We start from the raw sequence: 16,638 nt of genomic DNA on the forward strand, positions 1-16,638 counted from the left end.
AGCATGACCGATTCCCCCCTGTCCGACTGTCGCCGCCGCGGTGGTGACCCGCGATGACGACTCCGCACCCGCACGTCCACGGCTACGCCGGTGACCTCACGCCCCAGGAGGCGTGGACCGCCCTCGAGGGCGACGCCGACGCCGTCCTGGTCGACGTCCGCACCCCGCAGGAGTGGGCCCAGGTCGGCATCCCCGACCTCACCGAGCTCGACCGCGAGCCCGTCCTCGACCCGCTGCAGACGTTCCTCGGCCCGAACCCCGACTTCCTCGCGACCCTGACGGCCGCCGGCCTCGAGCCCGGGGACGGCCGCACGCTCGTCTTCCTGTGCAAGTCGGGCGTCCGCTCGATCGCGGCCGCCCAGCTCGCGACGTCCGCGGGCTTCGGGCCCGCCTACAACGTCGTCGACGGCTACGAGGGCCAGTTCGGTCCCGGCTGGGCCCCGCTCGGCCTGCCCGTCGCGGCGTACGAGGGGGACCGATGAGCGACCCGCAGCCGCGCTCCAGCCTCCCCGAGGGCCTGCGCCCCGGGACGCTCGCCGTCCGCGGTGGGCAGGAGCGCACCGGCTTCCACGAGATCTCCGAGCCGCTGTTCCTCACGCAGGGCTACTCCTACCCGCGCGCGGCCGACGCCGAGGCCGCGTTCCTGGGGGAGCTCGACCGCTTCACCTACACGCGCTACTCCAACCCGACCACGTCGGCGTTCGAGGAGCGGCTGCGCCTGATCGAGGGCGCCGAGGCGTGCTTCGCGACGGCGACCGGGATGGCCGCGGTGTTCGCGTCGATGGCGTGCCTCGTCAAGGCGGGGTCGCGCATCGTGGCCGGCCGTGCGATGTTCGGCTCGACGCTCCTCGTGCTCGACGAGCTCTTCACCGGCTGGGGCATCGAGACCGTCTACGTCGACGCGCACGACAACGCGCAGTGGGCCAAGGCCCTGGCGACGCCGGCCGACGTCGTCTTCTTCGAGACGCCGTCCAACCCGATGCAGGACATCGTCGACGTGCCCGAGGTGAGCCGGCTGGCCCACGCCGCGGGCGCCGTCGTGATCGTCGACAACGTGTTTGCGACGCCGGTGCTCCAGCGGCCGCTCGAGCTCGGGGCGGACGTCGTCGTCTACTCGGCGACCAAGCACATCGACGGTCAGGGTCGCGTCATGGGCGGGGCGGTGCTCGGTCCGCGCGACTACATCGTGGGGCCGCTGCAGACGTTCCTGCGCAACACGGGCCCCACGATGAGCCCGTTCAACGCGTGGACCCTGCTCAAGAGCATCGAGACCATGGACCTGCGCGTCCACCGGCAGTGCGAGTCGGCGCTCGCCGTCGCGCGCTGGCTCGAGGACCGCTCGGAGGTCACCCAGGTGCGCTACCCGTACCTCGAGTCGCACCCGCAGCACGAGCTGGTCAAGCTGCAGCAGAGCGCCGGCGGCACGGTCGTCGCGTTCACGCTGGACGGCCCCGCGGACGATCCGGAGGGCGGCAAGCACCGCTCCTTCGCCTTCCTCGACGCGCTGCGCCTGATCGACATCTCCAACAACCTCGGTGACGCCAAGTCGCTCGTCACGCACCCCGCGACGACGACCCACATGAAGACCGGTTTCTCCGGCCGACAGCGCGTCGGGATCTCCGAGACGACGATCCGGCTGTCGATCGGTCTCGAGGACCCGCGCGATCTGCTCGACGACCTCGAGCGGGGGCTCGCCGCCGGGTGGTGAGGCTCGCCGCCGGGTGGTGAGCGCGTGCGTCAGCGCGGGAGCAGCCCGCGCCGTCGCGCGATCGCGACGGCGTCGACCCGGTTGGCGGCGTTCAGCTTCGCGATGATGTGCGAGACGTGCACGCTCGCCGTCTTCGTCGTGATGTAGAGCCGCCGACCGACGTCGCCGTTCGAGGCGCCCTCGGCCACCAGCTCGAGCACCTCCTGCTCGCGTGCGGTGAGCGGGCCGGGGCCCGTGCGCCCGCGCGGTCGGTGCTCGCCGCCGTCGCCCCCGGTGCCCGACGGCGCGAGGCGCGCCCGGGCGGCCTCGCCCGCCACCCGCTCGGCCAGGGCCCGCGCGCCGAGCCGGTCGGCGAGCTCCTCCGCGCGGCGGCCGACGTCCAGCGTGGCGTCGTCGCGCAGGCCCGACCGCAGCCGGGCCTCGAACCCGCGGGCCAGCGCGTACGCCTGCTCGGGCACCCGGGCCGCCTCCTCCGCCAGGGCGAGCATCGCGTCCCAGCCGGCGACGTCGTCGTCGGACTCCGCGAGCACGCGCGAGCGCAGCAGCCGGCCGTAGACGCCGCGAAGCATCGGGGTGTCCGCGAGGTGGTCCGCCCGCTCGCGGAGCTCCGCGAGCGCGGCGCGGTGGGTGCCGGCCGCGACGCCGTCGGCGGGGACGGCACGACGCAGCAGCTCGGCGTGCGCGGCGGCCTCGACGGCCGCCAGGTGCAGCGCCTCGGTGGACATGCGCATCCCGTCGAGCTCCGCGCGGACCGTGACGGCGTCGCGCACGACCTGCTCGGGGCGGCCGGAGTCGAGGTGGAGGCGCAGCTGGTCGACGTCCAGCTGGAGCTGGACGAGCACGTCGGGGACCGACCGCAGCCGCGCGAGCGCGGCGGGCGCCTCGGGGTCCTGCCGCGCCACGAGCACGGCGACGAGCTGGATCCCGAGGATGCTGGCCGTCGGCGCGGGTTCGTACATCGTGATCGTCGCGCGCTCGACGACCTCGTCCCAGCGTCCGGAGGCCATCAGGGCCCACCCCCGCAGCAGGTGCAGGTCGACGCCGTAGAAGGTCCACATCAGCCCGGTCTCGCGCGCGAGCCCGACCCCGGCGTCGGCGGCGGCCAGCGCGAGGTCGGGGGTGTCGTTCTCGAGGTGCAGGTTGGCGATGAAGCGGAGCGCGCGCAGGCGGATGGCGGCTCCGGCCGGCCCCTCGCCGGCGCGTTCGAGCGCCTCGGCGAGCAGCCGCCCGGCGTCCTCGGTGACGGCGCCGCGCCAGGCCAGGAGCGCGCGGGAGATCATCGCGTCGGCCGCGAGGTGCTGCGCCCCGACGCGGTCGGCGACGGCGATCGCGGCCTCCAGCAATCGTCCCGACTCGGCGGGATCGAGCCACAGGATCGTGCGCGCCCACGTCGCGAGCACGCGCGCGGTCAGCGGTGACTCCGGCAGGTCGGTGACCAGGGCGCCGGCCTCGGCGGCCACCAGGCGGGCGGTGTCGCCGTCGTCGGTCGCGACGTCGATCAGGTAGTGCGCGGTGCGCTCGCGGGTCGCGGCCCGCAGCGCCGTCGCGACCGGCCCCGGCTCGGCCGCCGCGCGCTCGTCAGCCTCGGCGACGGAGGCCCGTCCGAGGGTCACGGCGCGGCGCGTCTCGCCCGCGGCGAACGCCGACGCTGCCGCCATCGTCAGCAGCTCCAGCCGGTCGGCACCCCCGCCGAGCCGGTCCAGGATCGCCAGCGCCTGCTCGAGGTGCTGCAGGCCCTCGCTCGGACCGGCGAGGTGCTCGGCCTGGCGGGCGGCGGCGACGAGCGAGCCCAGCGCCTCGGCGTCCTGGCGCGCGGCGAGCTGGTGGTGGGCGAGCTCGCCCAGGGAGCCGCCGGCGCCGCCGTCGAGCAGCGCCCCGGCGACCCGGGCGTGCAGCCGGGTGCGCTCGCCCGGCAGCAGGTCGGAGTAGACGGCCTCCTGGAGCAGCGCGTGCCGGAACGTGTAGGAGCCGGTGACGTCGTCGAGCGCCAGCAGCCCGGCCTCGCGCGCGCTGCGCAGGCCGAGGACGAGATCGTCCGGCTCGAGCCCGGCGACGGCGGCGAGCAGCGGCTCGTCGATCGTGCGACCGGCGACGGCGGCCACGCGCAGCACCTGCTGGGCCTCCTCGGGCAGCGCCGTGACCCGGTCGAGCAGGACGTCGGCGAGCCGGGTCGGGAGGCGCCCGGCGCGGGCCTCGTCGATGAGCTGCTCGGCGTAGAACGGGTTGCCGTCGCTGCGGCGCTGCAGCTCATCGGCGCGCTGCGGCGTCGGCGGCGTCCCGGTGATCGCCTCCACCAGCTCGGCGACCTCCGCGACCGAGAGCGGGGGCAGCGTGACGTGCTCGACCTGCGGGAGCCGGTTCAGCTCGGCCAGGTGGGGGCGCAGCGGGTGACGGCGGTGGAGGTCGTCGGTGCGGTAGCTCGCGACGACGGCGACGCGCGCCTCCCGCAGCGCCCGCGCCACGAAGCCCAGCAGGTCCCGGGTCGAGCGGTCGGCCCAGTGCAGGTCCTCGACCACCAGCAGCAGCGGGGTCGTCGCGGCGATCTCGACGAAGGTCTGGAGCACGGCCTCGAACAGCAGGCCCTGCGCGAGGGAGTCGGCGGAACCCTCGCCGGAGACGAGCGTCTCGGCGAGGAGCTCGCCCGTCGTGGCGACGCCGGCCAGGTGCGGCAGGAGCGAGGCGAGCGCGGGGCGGCGGGCGACCTGCGCCTGGAGAAGCGCGGGGTCGTGGGCCTCGAGCTGCCGGAGCAGGTCGATCACCGGGAGGTACGGCAGGCCGTAGTCGCCCACCTGGACGCAGGACCCGGTGACGGCGGTCCAGCCCGTCGCCCTGGCCTCGCCGACCAGCTCCTCCAGCAGGCGGGTCTTGCCGCCGCCGGCGTCGCCACCCAGGAGGGTGAGCGTCGCGCGACCGTCGGCCGCCGTCGCGAGCGCCCCGTGGAGCTGGGCGAGCTCGGCCCTGCGGCCGACGATCCTGCTCGCGCTCCTCATGCCTCCATCGTGGCCCACGCGGTCAGGACCGGCGACGGGCGCGGCGCAGCAGCGAGGGGCGGCGCGTGTGGCGTCCGGCGAGGAACGCCTGCGCCCGCTCGCCGTCGTAGTGGGTGAGGGTGTGCTCGAACTCGAACCATGACGTGTTCATGGCCCCGACCCTGCCCGTGAGACACGGGGCCGTCATGGGGGCGGGGCAGCGGTGCGTACCTCAGGGTTCGGGGCCTAGGGGACGGGGGTGGTCTGAGGTACCTCAGGCGGGATCGCGTGGAACCAGTGCTCGACCGTCTGCATGGCCCAGAACACGATGTAGAGCACGAGCAGGACGAGCTCGAGCCAGAACACGAGCGGGAACCCGCTCTGCTCGCCCGTCACCAGGAACGTCACCACACCGGCGACCACCGCCCCCGCCATCGCGAGCGCGACGGCGTAGTACCGACGGCGGTAGTCCGCCGTCGTCGGCCCCAGCATCCCCACGGTGGGGACGGCGCGGCGGCCGTTGATGAAGACGACCACGATGAGGAGCACGAAGAACGAGATGGCGCTCGTGTAGTGCGCCCACTCGAGGAACGACGCCCGGCCGAGCAGGAACCACCCGCCGAACGCGGTCCAGACCCCGGTGGCGGCGAGGACGGCGTTGCGGGTGCGGGGACGCCACGCCTCGCCGCGCTGCCGGGCGCGCGCGAGGCGCACCCAGACGAAGGCCAGGCCGGCCGCGCCGAGCAGCAGGTAGGCGGTCACGTTGTTGGCGACGTCGGGCGCGAGCTCCGTGGGCACGCAGGCCTCGTCCGGATCGGGGCACGTGAGCGGGAGCTCCGTGCCGCCCGGGATGGTGGAGAGCGTCACCGGCGTCGGGACGAAGCCCACGAGCGGGACCAGGGCGCCGGCGACGTTGAGGAGGCCGTCCTCCCAACCGGGGCGGCCCTTGATGGCCACCAGCGCGAGCCCGACCGCCAGCAGGGAGGCGACGAAGACGCCGCGGACGGGGGAGTAGAAGGTCGCGCTGATGGACCCGGGGATCTCGTCCACGCGGGCCACCTCCACGGCGACCGCGACCAGCAGGAGAAGTCCGGCCCCGACCATCCCGACGCGCAGCGCGCGGTAGGTGTCGAGGGCCGAGTCGGGGGAGTCGGTCGGGCGGGGATCTATCTGTGCGGACATCGTCGTCCTCCCTGTGGTGGGCCCCTGTGCTCGTGAGGGTCCCACCACGGCGGGGGCGTGTCGAGGGCCGGTCCGGGTGGGACGGATCCCCCGCGTGTCGGTCCCCCTGGATACCCTGCCCTGGACGACGACGATGCGACGGCGAGGGGCTCACCGGTGGGATTCCTGGACAGGTTCACAGGCGGACGGACGAAGCACCTGAGGACGTGCCTGGCGTGGCTCTCGACGCTGCCGGGGGACGTGCTGGGACGCGCGGTGCGGCACGTGCGCACGGGGTCGGACGCCGACGTCCTGTCGGACGTCGCGGCGGCCGCGCGGGCGGGGTCGCTCCAGCCCTACGCCTACCGCCGGGCCGTCGCGCCCCTGATCGACAGCGACGAGATCGACGCGGGTGGGATCGTCAGGCTCGCTCGGCTCTGGGACGCCGCCGGGGTGCTCCCCACCGTCGCGCCGCGGCGGTCGACTTCGACCGGCGTCCCGGTCCCGGAGATCGTGGCACGGGGCGCGGACCTGCTCGGCGACGTCGGTCAGGTCCTCCGGGCCGGCGGTCGCCGCGCCGTGGGGCTGCCCCTGCTGCTCGCGGCGCTCGAGTCCGACGGGTACGACCGGGAGACGGCGCTCGCGGCCGCGCTGACGTTCGATCTCCGGCAGTCGAGCCTGAGCGGCTACCAGCGACTGCCGCTCGAGGGCGCCGAGACCCTCATGCGCGACTCGCCTGCGGTCGTCGTCGCGGCGCTCGGGGCGACCGATCCCGAGGTCAGGACCGCAGCGCTCGACCGCCTCACCCTCGCGCCCGAGGCGATCGGCACCCACCTCGAGCGGGTGCTGGAGCTGACGCGGGACTCCTCCCGTCGGGTCCGTCAGGCGACGCTGAACGTCCTCGACCGCCTGCCCGAGGACCAGCGCCGGTCCGCGCTGGAGCGCGCGCACGCCGAGGCGCCCGCCGCGATCGCCCGCACCCTCGCCCCGCGACTCGAGCAGGCCTCCGCGGGACCGGGCGCCGCAGGCGACGTCGACGTCGTCCCGCCGCCGTGGGAGCCGCTGCCGGCCACGCCGGTGGGCCCCGACGTCGTCGAGCACCTCGAGCGGGCCGTCGCGAGGCAGCGGTCCCAGCTCGCGGCGTCGCTGCAGAGCACTCCGCAGTCGACCTACGTCAAGGACCGGCTCCGCGAGCTGGAGCGCCTCGACCGCGCAGCCCTCGACGCGATCGCCGCCGACCTCGGTCGCACGGGCCCGGTGGACGTCCGGCACGTCTCCGGCGCGCCGATCCACACCCTGATGTACGCCATCGGCAGCGCGCCGGGAGTCACGCTGCGCCACGTGCTCCGGCTGGCGTCCCTGGGCAGGAACGTGCACCCGTTCCACTTCGCGACGCAGCAGCACCCGGTCGACGTGGACCTGCGGGCGGCCGCAGCGGCGACGGAGGAGGCGCTCGGCGACCGCGCGACACCCCCGGGCGAGCACGTCCGGGTGCAGAACGGCCGACCCACGAGCGTCGCCGACCAGATCAGGTCGCGCGTGCTGACGACCTGGAACCCAATCGTGATCGCGCCGGAGCACCTGTGGCCGTACTTCGCCGAGCGGCTCGAGCTGCTCGAGGAGGGGTTGGGGCTGCGTCCCACGGCCGGCGGCCGCACCTCCTCCTCGCCCAGCCCGGGCCCGACGCTCGACGTGCTGGAGGCCTTCCCGCGCGTGCCGCAGCGCTTCGTCGCCCGACTGACCGAGCTCGCCCTGGGTGACGGACGCTCGCACCGGACGCAGGCCCAGGACCTGCTCTCGCGTCAGGGCGGGCTGGCGATCGCCGTCGACGGCCTCACCGCGAGCGCGGCCGAGATCCGCGCGACGGCGGCGCGCTGGCTCGCGCGGATCGTCGCGGACGCAGCCCCCGAGCAGCGCGACGCCGTGCGCGAGGACGTGGTCGAAACGCTGTCCGCCGCGCTCGGGACCGAGCGTCGCGAGGTCGTGCAGGCGGCGATCCTCGGCTCGCTGCGCACGATCGGCGTCGACATCTCCGCGCACCTCTCGCCGGCCGCGCTCGGTGCCGCGGCGACCGCCGGACTGAAGAAGAAGGCGCCCGCGGGCATGGCCTGGGTGCCGCTGGACCAGCTGCCGGCCGCACGCTGGGCCGACGGCTCCGACGTCGATCCCGCGATCCTGCGGTGGTGGGCCGTGCTCGCCGTCAAGCTCAAGGACCCGACCGGCGAGGGCCTCATCCCGCTGTACGTCTCGCTGCTGGACGTCCCGAGCCGGCAGGCGCTGGGCTCGTTCGTGCTCGGGGCCTGGATCGCGCACGACCTCACGCGCATGACCGAGGACGACGTCCGCGCCGCGGCGACCGCGGAGGGTCCGGCCCGCCTCGCCCAGTACCAGCGGTGGGCCCAGCACGGCGGTCAGCACGCGCAGCGCTGGGGAACCCTCACGCTGGCCGACGCGGAGAGCGAGATCGCCGAGGGGTTGCGCGGCACGTTCCTGGGCTCCGCGATCAAGGAGAAGGGCCTGCTGGCACTCGCCTCCGGCGCGCCCGGGCACGAGCTCACCGAGGCGATCACCCGGTACGCCAAGCGGCACCCCGAGCGGCGCTCGCAGATCGAGACCCTGGTGGTCGCGGCGTCGGTCAACGACGACCCGGCGGCGCTGCAGGCGGTCATCTCTGTCGCACGCAGCTTCAAGCAGCGCACGGTGCGCGAGCGCGCGGGCGAGCTCGTCGAGCAGATCGCGCAGCAGCGGGGCTGGAGTCCCGAGGAGCTGGCCGACCGCACGATCCCGACGGCGGGCTTCCCGAGCGCCGCGGAGCTCGCGGCCGAGCGTGACGGGGAGGGTGACGGCGGCGCGGCCTCGAGCGGCGTCGCGACCCTGGACTACGGGTCCCGTCAGTTCACGATGCGGATCGGTGACGACCTCGCGCTGGCGCTGTTCTCGGGGGAGGGCAAGCCGCTCAAGACCCTGCCGAAACCGGGCGTGAAGGACGACGCCGAGCTCGCCAAGGCCGCCCGCTCCGCCTTCTCCTCCGCGAAGAAGGAGCTGGTCCAGGTCGTCGACCTGCAGTCGGCGCGACTGCAGGAGGCGATGGCGCTCGGACGCACCTGGGACGCTGCGACCTGGCGCACCGCCTTCCTCGAGCACCCCGTCATGCGTCACCTCGTCTCCCGGCTCGTGTGGGCCGTCGGGCCCGTGGCCGGCGACGACGACGCGGACTCCCCGGCCGCCACCGTCCTGTTCGCCCCGACGCTCGACGGCGAGCTGCTCGACGCCGAGGACGGCGAGGTCGAGCTGCCCGTGGAGGGTGGCGCCGGCGACGCGGGTGTGCGGATCTGGCTCACCCACGTCAGCGGCCTCGAACCCGACGTCGCGCAGCACTGGCGCGAGCGGCTCGCCGACTACGGCATCACGCCGCTGTTCGACCAGCTCGACGCGGCCACCCCGCGCGTGGAGGCGTCGGCGACCGAGATCACCGACCGTCAGGGCTGGGTGATGACGGTCGGCGCGCTCAAGACCCGCGCCGCTCGTCACGGCTACCGGCCGGCGGCCGCCGAGGACGGCGGCTGGGTCGGCAGCGTGGTCAAGGACGTCGGGGCGTGGCAGGTCGCCGTCGAGATCACGGGGACCTACCCGGGCCAGGAGGTGGGGGAGAGCCTGGCGATCACGCGGCTCGTCCTCACCCGCGGCGGGCGCGACGAGGCCCTCCGCGACGTTCCGCCGGTGCTGCTCGCCGTCGCGTACAACGACTACCTCGCGATCGCCGACGGCGGCGCGTTCGACCCCGAGTGGGCCAAGCGGACGGGATTCTGACGATGACGACACAGCCTCCGGCGGGTGCGCAGCCTCCGGCGACGGTCCGGCAGTCGGCCGAGGAGCGGTGGGCCGACGAGCTCGTCGCCCTCGACGCCTGGGACGCCGCGCGCGGGAACGCCGTCCCGCCCGGCTGGCGGCGCTCACCGCGGGCGGTGCGCGCGTTCGTCGTCGGGGCGCCCGATCTCGGGGTGAGCCGGAAGTACCTCGGCAACGACCCGCTCGTCGACCGCGCGATCGTCACGCTGCTGGGCCGCCAGGGCCTCATGCTCGTCGGTGATCCCGGGACGGCGAAGTCGATGCTCTCCGAGCTGCTCGCCGCCGCGATCAGCGGGACGTCGAACCTCACGATCCAGGGCACGGCCGGCACCACCGAGGACCACATCCGCTACTCGTGGAACTACTCGCTGCTGCTGGCCGAGGGTCCGACGGCACGGGCTCTCGTCCCCTCCCCGATCCACTCCGGGCTCGCCACCGGCCGGGTGGTCCGGTTCGAGGAGCTCACGCGGTGCGCGCCGGAGATCCAGGACGTGCTCGTCTCGGTCCTGTCGGAGAAGGCGCTGATGGTGCCCGAGATGGGCGCCGACGTCCGGGTCTCCGCGGCCCCCGGCTTCAACCTCATCGCGACCGCGAACCTGCGCGACCGCGGCGTGAACGAGATGTCGGCGGCCCTCAAGCGACGGTTCAACTTCGAGACGGTCCACCCGATCGCCGACCGGCAGCAGGAGATCGAGGTCATCGAGCGGCAGGTCGCCGTCGAGATCGGCGAGGCGGCCCCGCCGCCCTCGCGCGACGTGATCGACCTGCTCGTCACCGCCTTCCGCGAGCTCCGCACCGGCCGCACGGAGCAGGGCGTCGCGATCGTCGCGCCCGAGACCGTGATGTCGACGGCGGAGGCCGTGAACGTCGCCGTCTCCAGCGTCATGGAGGCGCGGTACTTCGGTGACGGGCGCGTCACGCCGACGCACCTGGCGCGTCAGCTCACCGGCGTCGCGCTCAAGGACTCCGCCGAGGACCGCACGCGGCTGCGCGCCTACCTCGACTCCGTGGTCCGTGACCGGGCCCGTCGATCGCCCGCGTGGCAGGAGTTCCACACCGCGGCGCGCGACATCTGGTGACCGCGTGAGCGACGGTGCCGGTCAGGGCGACGCCGACGCCCGGCTCGACCGCGCCCGCGCGGCCCGGCAGCGGCTGGCCGACGGCGGGATCCACCTCGCCGGGATCCGGCACCACAGCCCGCGGTGCGCCCGGGCGGTCGGGCGGCTCATCGAGGAGGTGCGGCCCGCCGTCGTGCTCATCGAGGGGCCGGACGACCTCGACCCCCTGCTGCCGGCGCTCGCGCACCCGGACACGGTGCCCCCCGTCGCGCTGCTGACGCTGCGGGGCGAGGGTGCGGGCGCCGTCAGCGCGCTCTACCCGCTCGCGTCGTTCTCACCCGAGTGGGTGGCGGTGCGGACGGCGAGCGCCCTGGGCGTGCCGGTGCACCTCGTGGACCTGCCGTGGTCGGGGCGCGCGGGGGAGGCGGACGAGGTCGAGCCGGGTCCCGGGGGCGAGGGAGGCGCGGACGAGGGGCGGCCCGACGACGTCGCGCTCCTGCGCCGCACGCTGCAGTCCGAGCGGTACTTCGCACACAGCCGCACGCTCGCCGAGCTCGCCCGGCGGTTCGGGTGCCGCGACCACGACGAGCTGTGGGAGCACCTGTTCGAGATCGCTCGCGACCCGGGCGGCGAGGCAGCACCCGGGTCGCACGCCGTCGTCCTCGACGACGTGTTCGTCTGGGCGGCGCTCTCGCGCCTGGACTACGAGGTGGAGGTCCTCGCGGCCGAGGGGTCGCTCGCGCGCGAGCACCGCATGCTCGAGCACGTCGAGCGGTGGCGCGGGCAGGTGGACGGTCCGATCGTCGTCGTGACCGGCGCGTTCCACACGCTCGCGCTCGTCGAGGCGCTCGCCGATCTGCCCGGCGGGGAGCTCGTGCGGACGGCGAGAACCGGGACCGCTCGGCCCCGGGCTGCCGGGACCGAGCCCGGGTGGCTCATCCGCTACACGCTCGACCAGCTCGACGGCCTGCGTGGCTACGGCGCGGGCATGCCATCGCCGGGCTTCCACCAGCGGGTGTGGGACGCGGCGGACCCGGGCGTCGTCGCGCGCGACGTGCTGCTTGACCTCGCGGCGGATGCCAACGCGTCGGGGCAGCTCGACCGCATCGGCACCGCGTCCCTGACGCAGGCGGTGCTGCAGGCCGAGCGGCTGGCGGACCTGCGCGAGCACGCCTGGCCGGGGCGGACGGACGTGCTCGACGCCGTCGTCTCGTGCCTGACGCAAGGAGAGGTGCCGCCCGCGCTGCGCGAGTCGCTCGGGCGGGTGCTCGGCGGGACGAGGCTCGGCGAGCTGCCGTCGGACCTGCCGCAGCCGCCGCTCGTCGCGGCGGCGCGACGGCGTGCGGAGCAGCTGCGGTTCGTCGTCGCCGACGCACAGCCCCGCACCACGAGTCTCGACGTCTACCGGCAGCCCGGGGCGCGGTCGCGGTCGCGCTACCTCGCGCTGATGACGCTGCTCGGGACCGGGTTCGCGCGGCTGCTGTCCGGGCCGCGGTACGCGAGCGGGACCGACGTGCACCTGCTGCGGGAGACGTGGGAGTACGCGTGGACGCCGGGCGTCGAGACCCGGCTGGTCGGCCTGATCGAGCTGGGTTCGACCCCGGAGGAGGCGGCGACGGCGCTGCTCGCCCGCCGGGCCGACGCGCTCACCGCGGCGGACTCCCCGCCGTCGCCCCGCGAGCTCGCCGCACTGGTGACCGACGCCGCGCAGGCCGGGCTCGCCGCGCTCGTCCCGCCGCTGCTGGCCCGGGTGCGCGAGGCGATGGAGACGACGGCGGACCTCGGGGCGCTCGCGGACGCGGGGGCCGTGCTGCTGCGGGCGTGGAGCGCGCGCGAGCACCTCGACCTCGGGGACTCGGCCGGCGCGCTGCTCGGCGTGATCGACGAGGCGCTGCTCGGGTCCGGTCACCGGCTCGCGCTGCTCGGCTCGTGCGCGCCGGAGGAGGAGGCGGCGGCGATCGGGGCCGTCGTCGGGGTCCGGCGCCTCGTGCTGGAGCGGGGTCGGGCCGACGGGTCGACGCGTGCGGCCGAGGCGGTGCTGCCGACGCTGACGCGGATGCGCGACGACGTCGACACCGCGGCCGGGGTGCGCGGTGCGCTGCTCGCCCTGGCCGTCACGGACGGTGAGCTGCCCGACGCCGAGCTGGCCTCCGCCGTCGGGACGGCCCTCGCCCCGGGGGCGGATCCGGGGGTCGGCGTGCGGCTGCTCGAGGGCGTGATGACGGTGGCGCCCGAGCTCGTGGTGCGCGACCGCGGGCTGCTCGGGGTGCTCGACCGGCGGCTCGGCAGCCTCGAGGACGAGCAGTTCCTCACGCTGCTGCCCGACCTGCGGCGCTCGTTCGCACGCCTGCGCCCGATCGACACCGACCGGCTCGCGCGGCACGTCGCCGAGGCGACCGGGGTGCGCGTCGAAGAGCTGGCGGCGCGCCTGGAGACGAGCGAGGCCGACCTCGCGCTGGGGACGGCCGTGGACGCCGAGGTGCGCGCGAGCCTCGTCGACGACGCGCTGCTCGCGTGGGCCGGGGGTGAGGGGCGTGGCTGAGATCCCCGACGGCGACGGGCTGACCGACCTCGAGCGCGCGCGGCGGTGGCGGCTCGTGCTCGGCCGCTACTCGCGCGAGCAGCTCGGCGGGGCCGGGCTGAGCGGGAGCGAGACGCAGGTCGACCAGCTGCTGGGGCGCCTCTACGACGACACGTACGACCGCCGGGGTCACCGCGGCGGACAGGGGCGGGCGCGCGGGCGCAGCGGCAGCGGTGGGAGTGACGACCCGGCGTCGCTGACCGCGGTGACGTGGCTCGCCCGCTCGCGCGAGCTGTTCCCGGCCGCCACCTTCGATCGGCTGCAGGCGCGCGCCGTCGGGGCGTTCGGGCTGGACGAGATGCTCAAGGATCCCGCGACGGCGTCCTCGCTCACCCCGAGCGCCGAGCTCGGCGCGGCCCTGCTGACGATGCGCGGCACGCTCTCGCGCGACCTCGAGGGGCAGCTGCGCGAGGTGATCGGGCGCGTGGTCGAGGACATCCTCAGCCGGATCCGGTTCGCCTTCGCCCAGGCCGTGCGGGGGAGGCGGGACCGGTTCTCCGCCTCGCCGATCGCCGTCGCGAGCAACTTCGACTGGCGCCGCACCATCGCCGCCAACCTCCGCAACGTCGACCCCGAGACCGGACGGATGACGATCGACCGGCCGCGGTTCCACTCCGCGACCCGGCGCACGTGGGAGTGGGACGTCATCATCTGCATCGACCAGAGCGGGTCGATGGCGTCCTCGGTGCTGCACAGCGCGGTGTGCGCGAGCATCCTCGCGTCGCTGCCCGGCGTGAGCGTGAAGATCGTGCTGTTCTCGACGTCGGTGGTCGACGTCAGCCACCTCGCCTCCGACCCCGTCGAGCTGCTGATGACGGCGCAGCTCGGCGGTGGGACGGACATCGCCAGGGCCCTGGCCTACTGCGAGTCGCTCGTGACGCGGCCCCGGCACACCGTCGTCGCGCTGCTGTCCGACTTCGAGGAGGGCGGATCGGTGACGCACCTGCTCGGGACCGTCGCGAGGCTGCACGCCTCGGGGGTCACGCTGCTCGGGATGGCGGCGCTCGACGAGGCGGCGGAGGGTGTCTACGACACGGCGATGGCGCGGCGGCTGGCCGACCGGGGGATGGACGTCGCGGCGTTCACGCCGGAGCAGTTCGGGCAGTGGCTCGGGGAGGTGCTGGGGTGAGCGGGGCTGGGGGCGTGGGGTTGCCGGCGTGGGCGGGGACCTATCGCGGGTACGACGACGTCGCGCTCACCGCGGCGGCCAGCGCCGGCCTCGTGAAGCGCGCACGGGGGCTGCTGGTGTCGGCGCCGCCCGCCTGGGTGTCGGCAGGCGAGCGCGACGGCGTCGTGCTCGCCCACAAGCAGGAGGTGCGGCTCGACGCCTCGGGTCCGGCGGCAGCGCGGTGCGCGTGTCCCGCGGCGGGGGTGTGCGTGCACATCGTGCTGGCGTGCCTGTTCGTGCACGAGGGGGTCGCGGGTGGCGCGGGTGGCATGGAGGTGGGCGCGGAGGTGCGCGCCGAGGTGGGGGCGGAGGTGGGCGCCGAGGTGTGCGAGGGGCCCGCGGCGGCCGAGCCCGTCCCCGAACCTGTCTCGGGTCCGTCCGCGCTCGACGACCTCGCCACCCTCGTCCCCGACCACGCGATCCGGCGGTCGGGCGTCGTGGCGGGCCGCGCCGTCGCGAACCGGCTCGCCCGGATCTCGGGGGCGAGCGCCGGCGCCGAGACCGTGGTCGAGGCGCACCGGATCGTCGTGACCTGGGACGGGACCGCCGTCGTGATCGTCGCCGGCGCCGGGTGGGACGGGATCCTGGTGCCGTCCGGCGTCGCCCACCAGCGGGCCGCGGAGCTGCGGCTCGAGGGGGTCGTGCGGGCCCGGCGGGCGCTCGGGCTCGGGTGGGAGTGGCCGGAGGGCCTGCTCCGGCCCGACGGCACCGGAGCGCTGACCGATGACGAGCGTGCGTTCCTCGAGTCCGTCCGGTCGGTCCTGACGGGGGCGCTGGTGACCGGCGTCGCGCGGTTGGACGCCACCGTGCCGCTGCGCGTCGAGGCGACGGTGACGGCGGCGCGGGCGCACCACCTGCCGGAGCTGGCGCGGGCGCTCGCACGGGTGAGCGAGGCGATGAGGCAGGTCGTGGCCGGGTCCGACGCCGTGACGGACGCCGACGTGGTCGGTGCCGTCGCGCGAGCGTGGGCCTTCACGCGGGCCCTCGAGGCGGCCGACGGCGAGGGGCTGGCGGGACTGCGCGGGCGGGCGCGAGAGGTCGACGACGCCGACGACGTGCGCATCCAGCCCGTCGGCGCGTGGACGTGGCAGGCCGCGAGCGGGGCGCGCGGGGCGACGGTGGCGTTCCTGACGTCGTCGGGCGGCGAGGCCGTGCACCAGTCGGTGGCGGGTCGCGCGCGGAGCCAGGACCCGACGTTCCGGGTGGAGTCGGCGGCGATCTGGGGGGTCGCGGTGACGAACCTGCTCGACCGGACCTGGACGCTGCAGGGTGCGCGGTTCGGTCAGGGGGCGGAGGTCAGCTCGAGCGATCGGACGCAGGCGGTGCCGGGTGGCGCGCCCGATGCGGCGTGGCTCGCCGACGCGGGAGTCGATCGGTGGGCGGAGCTGCCGCCGCGGCGGGCGCCCCGGCTGCTGGACGAGGGTGGCGGTCTCTCGCTGCTGCGCCCGACGTCGGTGGGGCGGCTGCGGCTCGACGAGGTTGACCAGGAGCTGGTGTGGCCGCTCGTGGACGCCGACGGCGCCGAGCTCGAGGTACGACTCGGGGTGCTCGGCGGGGGCTGGGCCGCGGCCGACAACCTGACCCGGCTGGCCGAGTCGGTGGGGTCGGCAGGGCTTCGCCTGACCCACGTGCTGGTGCGGCGGGGTGCCGGGGCGCCCGTGCCGCTGAGCGTTGTCGTCGTGCGATCGAGCGGGGATGTCGAGGTGCGATCCTTCACGCTCGGGTGGCCGCAGCCGCGGGTGGCCCGGGGGCTGCTGGGTGGATTCGGGGGACTCCGAAAGGCGCTCGAGGCGTTGCGAGCCCGGGTCGAGCGGCGGCCGGAGGAGGTCCGCGAGGCCACCGTTCCGCCCGTGGCGCTGCTGTGCGAGCGGGTCCGGGAGGCATGCGTCGACGTCGCGGTGTCGGGGCGGCAGGTGCTGGGCGAGGCTGAGGGGGAGCGTGCACGGCTCCTGGCGCGGCGGTGCGGCGACGTCGGACTCACCGCGCTGGCCGGGGCGCTCGCCCGATGGGCTGATGCAGGGACGAGTGCTGCCGAACCCGAGGCGCTGCTGCGGGTGCTGCTGCTGGCGGAGCGCGCGAGCGTGGTGGCCGCCGGGGAGGCGTGAGCGGGAGGCGTGACCGGGAGGCGTGACCGGGAGTGGCGG

10 protein-coding genes are annotated in these 16,638 nt (G+C 75.5%); 7 read left to right on the forward strand and 3 right to left on the reverse strand.

Annotated elements, in window-relative coordinates:
• The first annotated feature begins 53 nt into the window (after nt 1-53).
• Nucleotides 54-482, forward strand: a complete 429-nt coding sequence (locus tag C8046_RS14135; protein ID WP_109229990.1) for a rhodanese-like domain-containing protein — start codon at nt 54-56, stop codon at nt 480-482.
• Nucleotides 479-1,708 carry an O-succinylhomoserine sulfhydrylase gene (locus C8046_RS14140; RefSeq protein WP_109229991.1) on the forward strand — a complete coding sequence of 410 codons (1,230 nt, stop codon included), beginning with the start codon at nt 479-481 and terminating at the stop codon, nt 1,706-1,708. Before C8046_RS14135 ends, C8046_RS14140 begins: the two co-directional genes overlap by 4 nt.
• A 29-nt stretch (nt 1,709-1,737) precedes the next feature.
• Here the strand turns inward: C8046_RS14140 and C8046_RS14145 are convergent, their stop codons facing one another.
• The 3 genes from C8046_RS14145 to C8046_RS14150 form a co-directional block, all read right to left on the reverse strand.
• Nucleotides 1,738-4,698: a helix-turn-helix transcriptional regulator gene (locus C8046_RS14145; protein WP_109229992.1), complete on the reverse strand. Its 2,961-nt coding sequence runs from the start codon at nt 4,696-4,698 to the stop codon at nt 1,738-1,740.
• A gap of 22 nt (nt 4,699-4,720) precedes the next feature.
• The gene (locus C8046_RS19815) at nt 4,721-4,849 is read right to left on the reverse strand and encodes a hypothetical protein (RefSeq protein WP_268921376.1); all 129 of its coding nucleotides are present in this window, start codon (nt 4,847-4,849) and stop codon (nt 4,721-4,723) included.
• Between the two features lie 74 nt (nt 4,850-4,923).
• Complete coding sequence (locus tag C8046_RS14150) at nt 4,924-5,859, reverse strand: hypothetical protein (RefSeq protein WP_109229993.1); 936 nt, start codon at nt 5,857-5,859, stop codon at nt 4,924-4,926.
• A 156-nt stretch (nt 5,860-6,015) separates the two neighbouring features.
• On the opposite strand from C8046_RS14150, the gene C8046_RS14155 reads away from it, so the two are divergent.
• Genes C8046_RS14155 through C8046_RS14175 form a run of 5 tightly spaced genes read left to right on the forward strand, consistent with a single transcriptional unit; the run spans nt 6,016 to nt 16,599 of the window.
• Nucleotides 6,016-9,648 carry a DUF4132 domain-containing protein gene (locus C8046_RS14155; protein WP_109229994.1) on the forward strand — a complete coding sequence of 1,211 codons (3,633 nt, stop codon included), beginning with the start codon at nt 6,016-6,018 and terminating at the stop codon, nt 9,646-9,648.
• Between the two features lie 2 nt (nt 9,649-9,650).
• A complete protein-coding gene (locus C8046_RS14160) occupies nt 9,651-10,766 on the forward strand; it encodes an ATP-binding protein (protein ID WP_109229995.1) in 1,116 nt (371 codons plus the stop codon).
• 4 nt (nt 10,767-10,770) lie between these two features.
• Nucleotides 10,771-13,287 (forward strand): DUF5682 family protein, encoded by a 2,517-nt coding sequence (locus C8046_RS14165; RefSeq protein WP_109229996.1) that lies wholly within the window; start codon nt 10,771-10,773, stop codon nt 13,285-13,287.
• Nucleotides 13,280-14,455 carry a VWA domain-containing protein gene (locus C8046_RS14170; protein WP_199224488.1) on the forward strand — a complete coding sequence of 392 codons (1,176 nt, stop codon included), beginning with the start codon at nt 13,280-13,282 and terminating at the stop codon, nt 14,453-14,455. The genes C8046_RS14165 and C8046_RS14170 overlap by 8 nt, the downstream gene beginning before the upstream one ends.
• Nucleotides 14,452-16,599 carry a hypothetical protein gene (locus tag C8046_RS14175; RefSeq protein ID WP_146197172.1) on the forward strand — a complete coding sequence of 716 codons (2,148 nt, stop codon included), beginning with the start codon at nt 14,452-14,454 and terminating at the stop codon, nt 16,597-16,599. Before C8046_RS14170 ends, C8046_RS14175 begins: the two co-directional genes overlap by 4 nt.
• Nucleotides 16,600-16,638 lie beyond the last annotated feature (39 nt).

The sequence above is a fragment of the Serinibacter arcticus genome, from assembly GCF_003121705.1.
Taxonomy (GTDB): domain Bacteria; phylum Actinomycetota; class Actinomycetes; order Actinomycetales; family Beutenbergiaceae; genus Litorihabitans.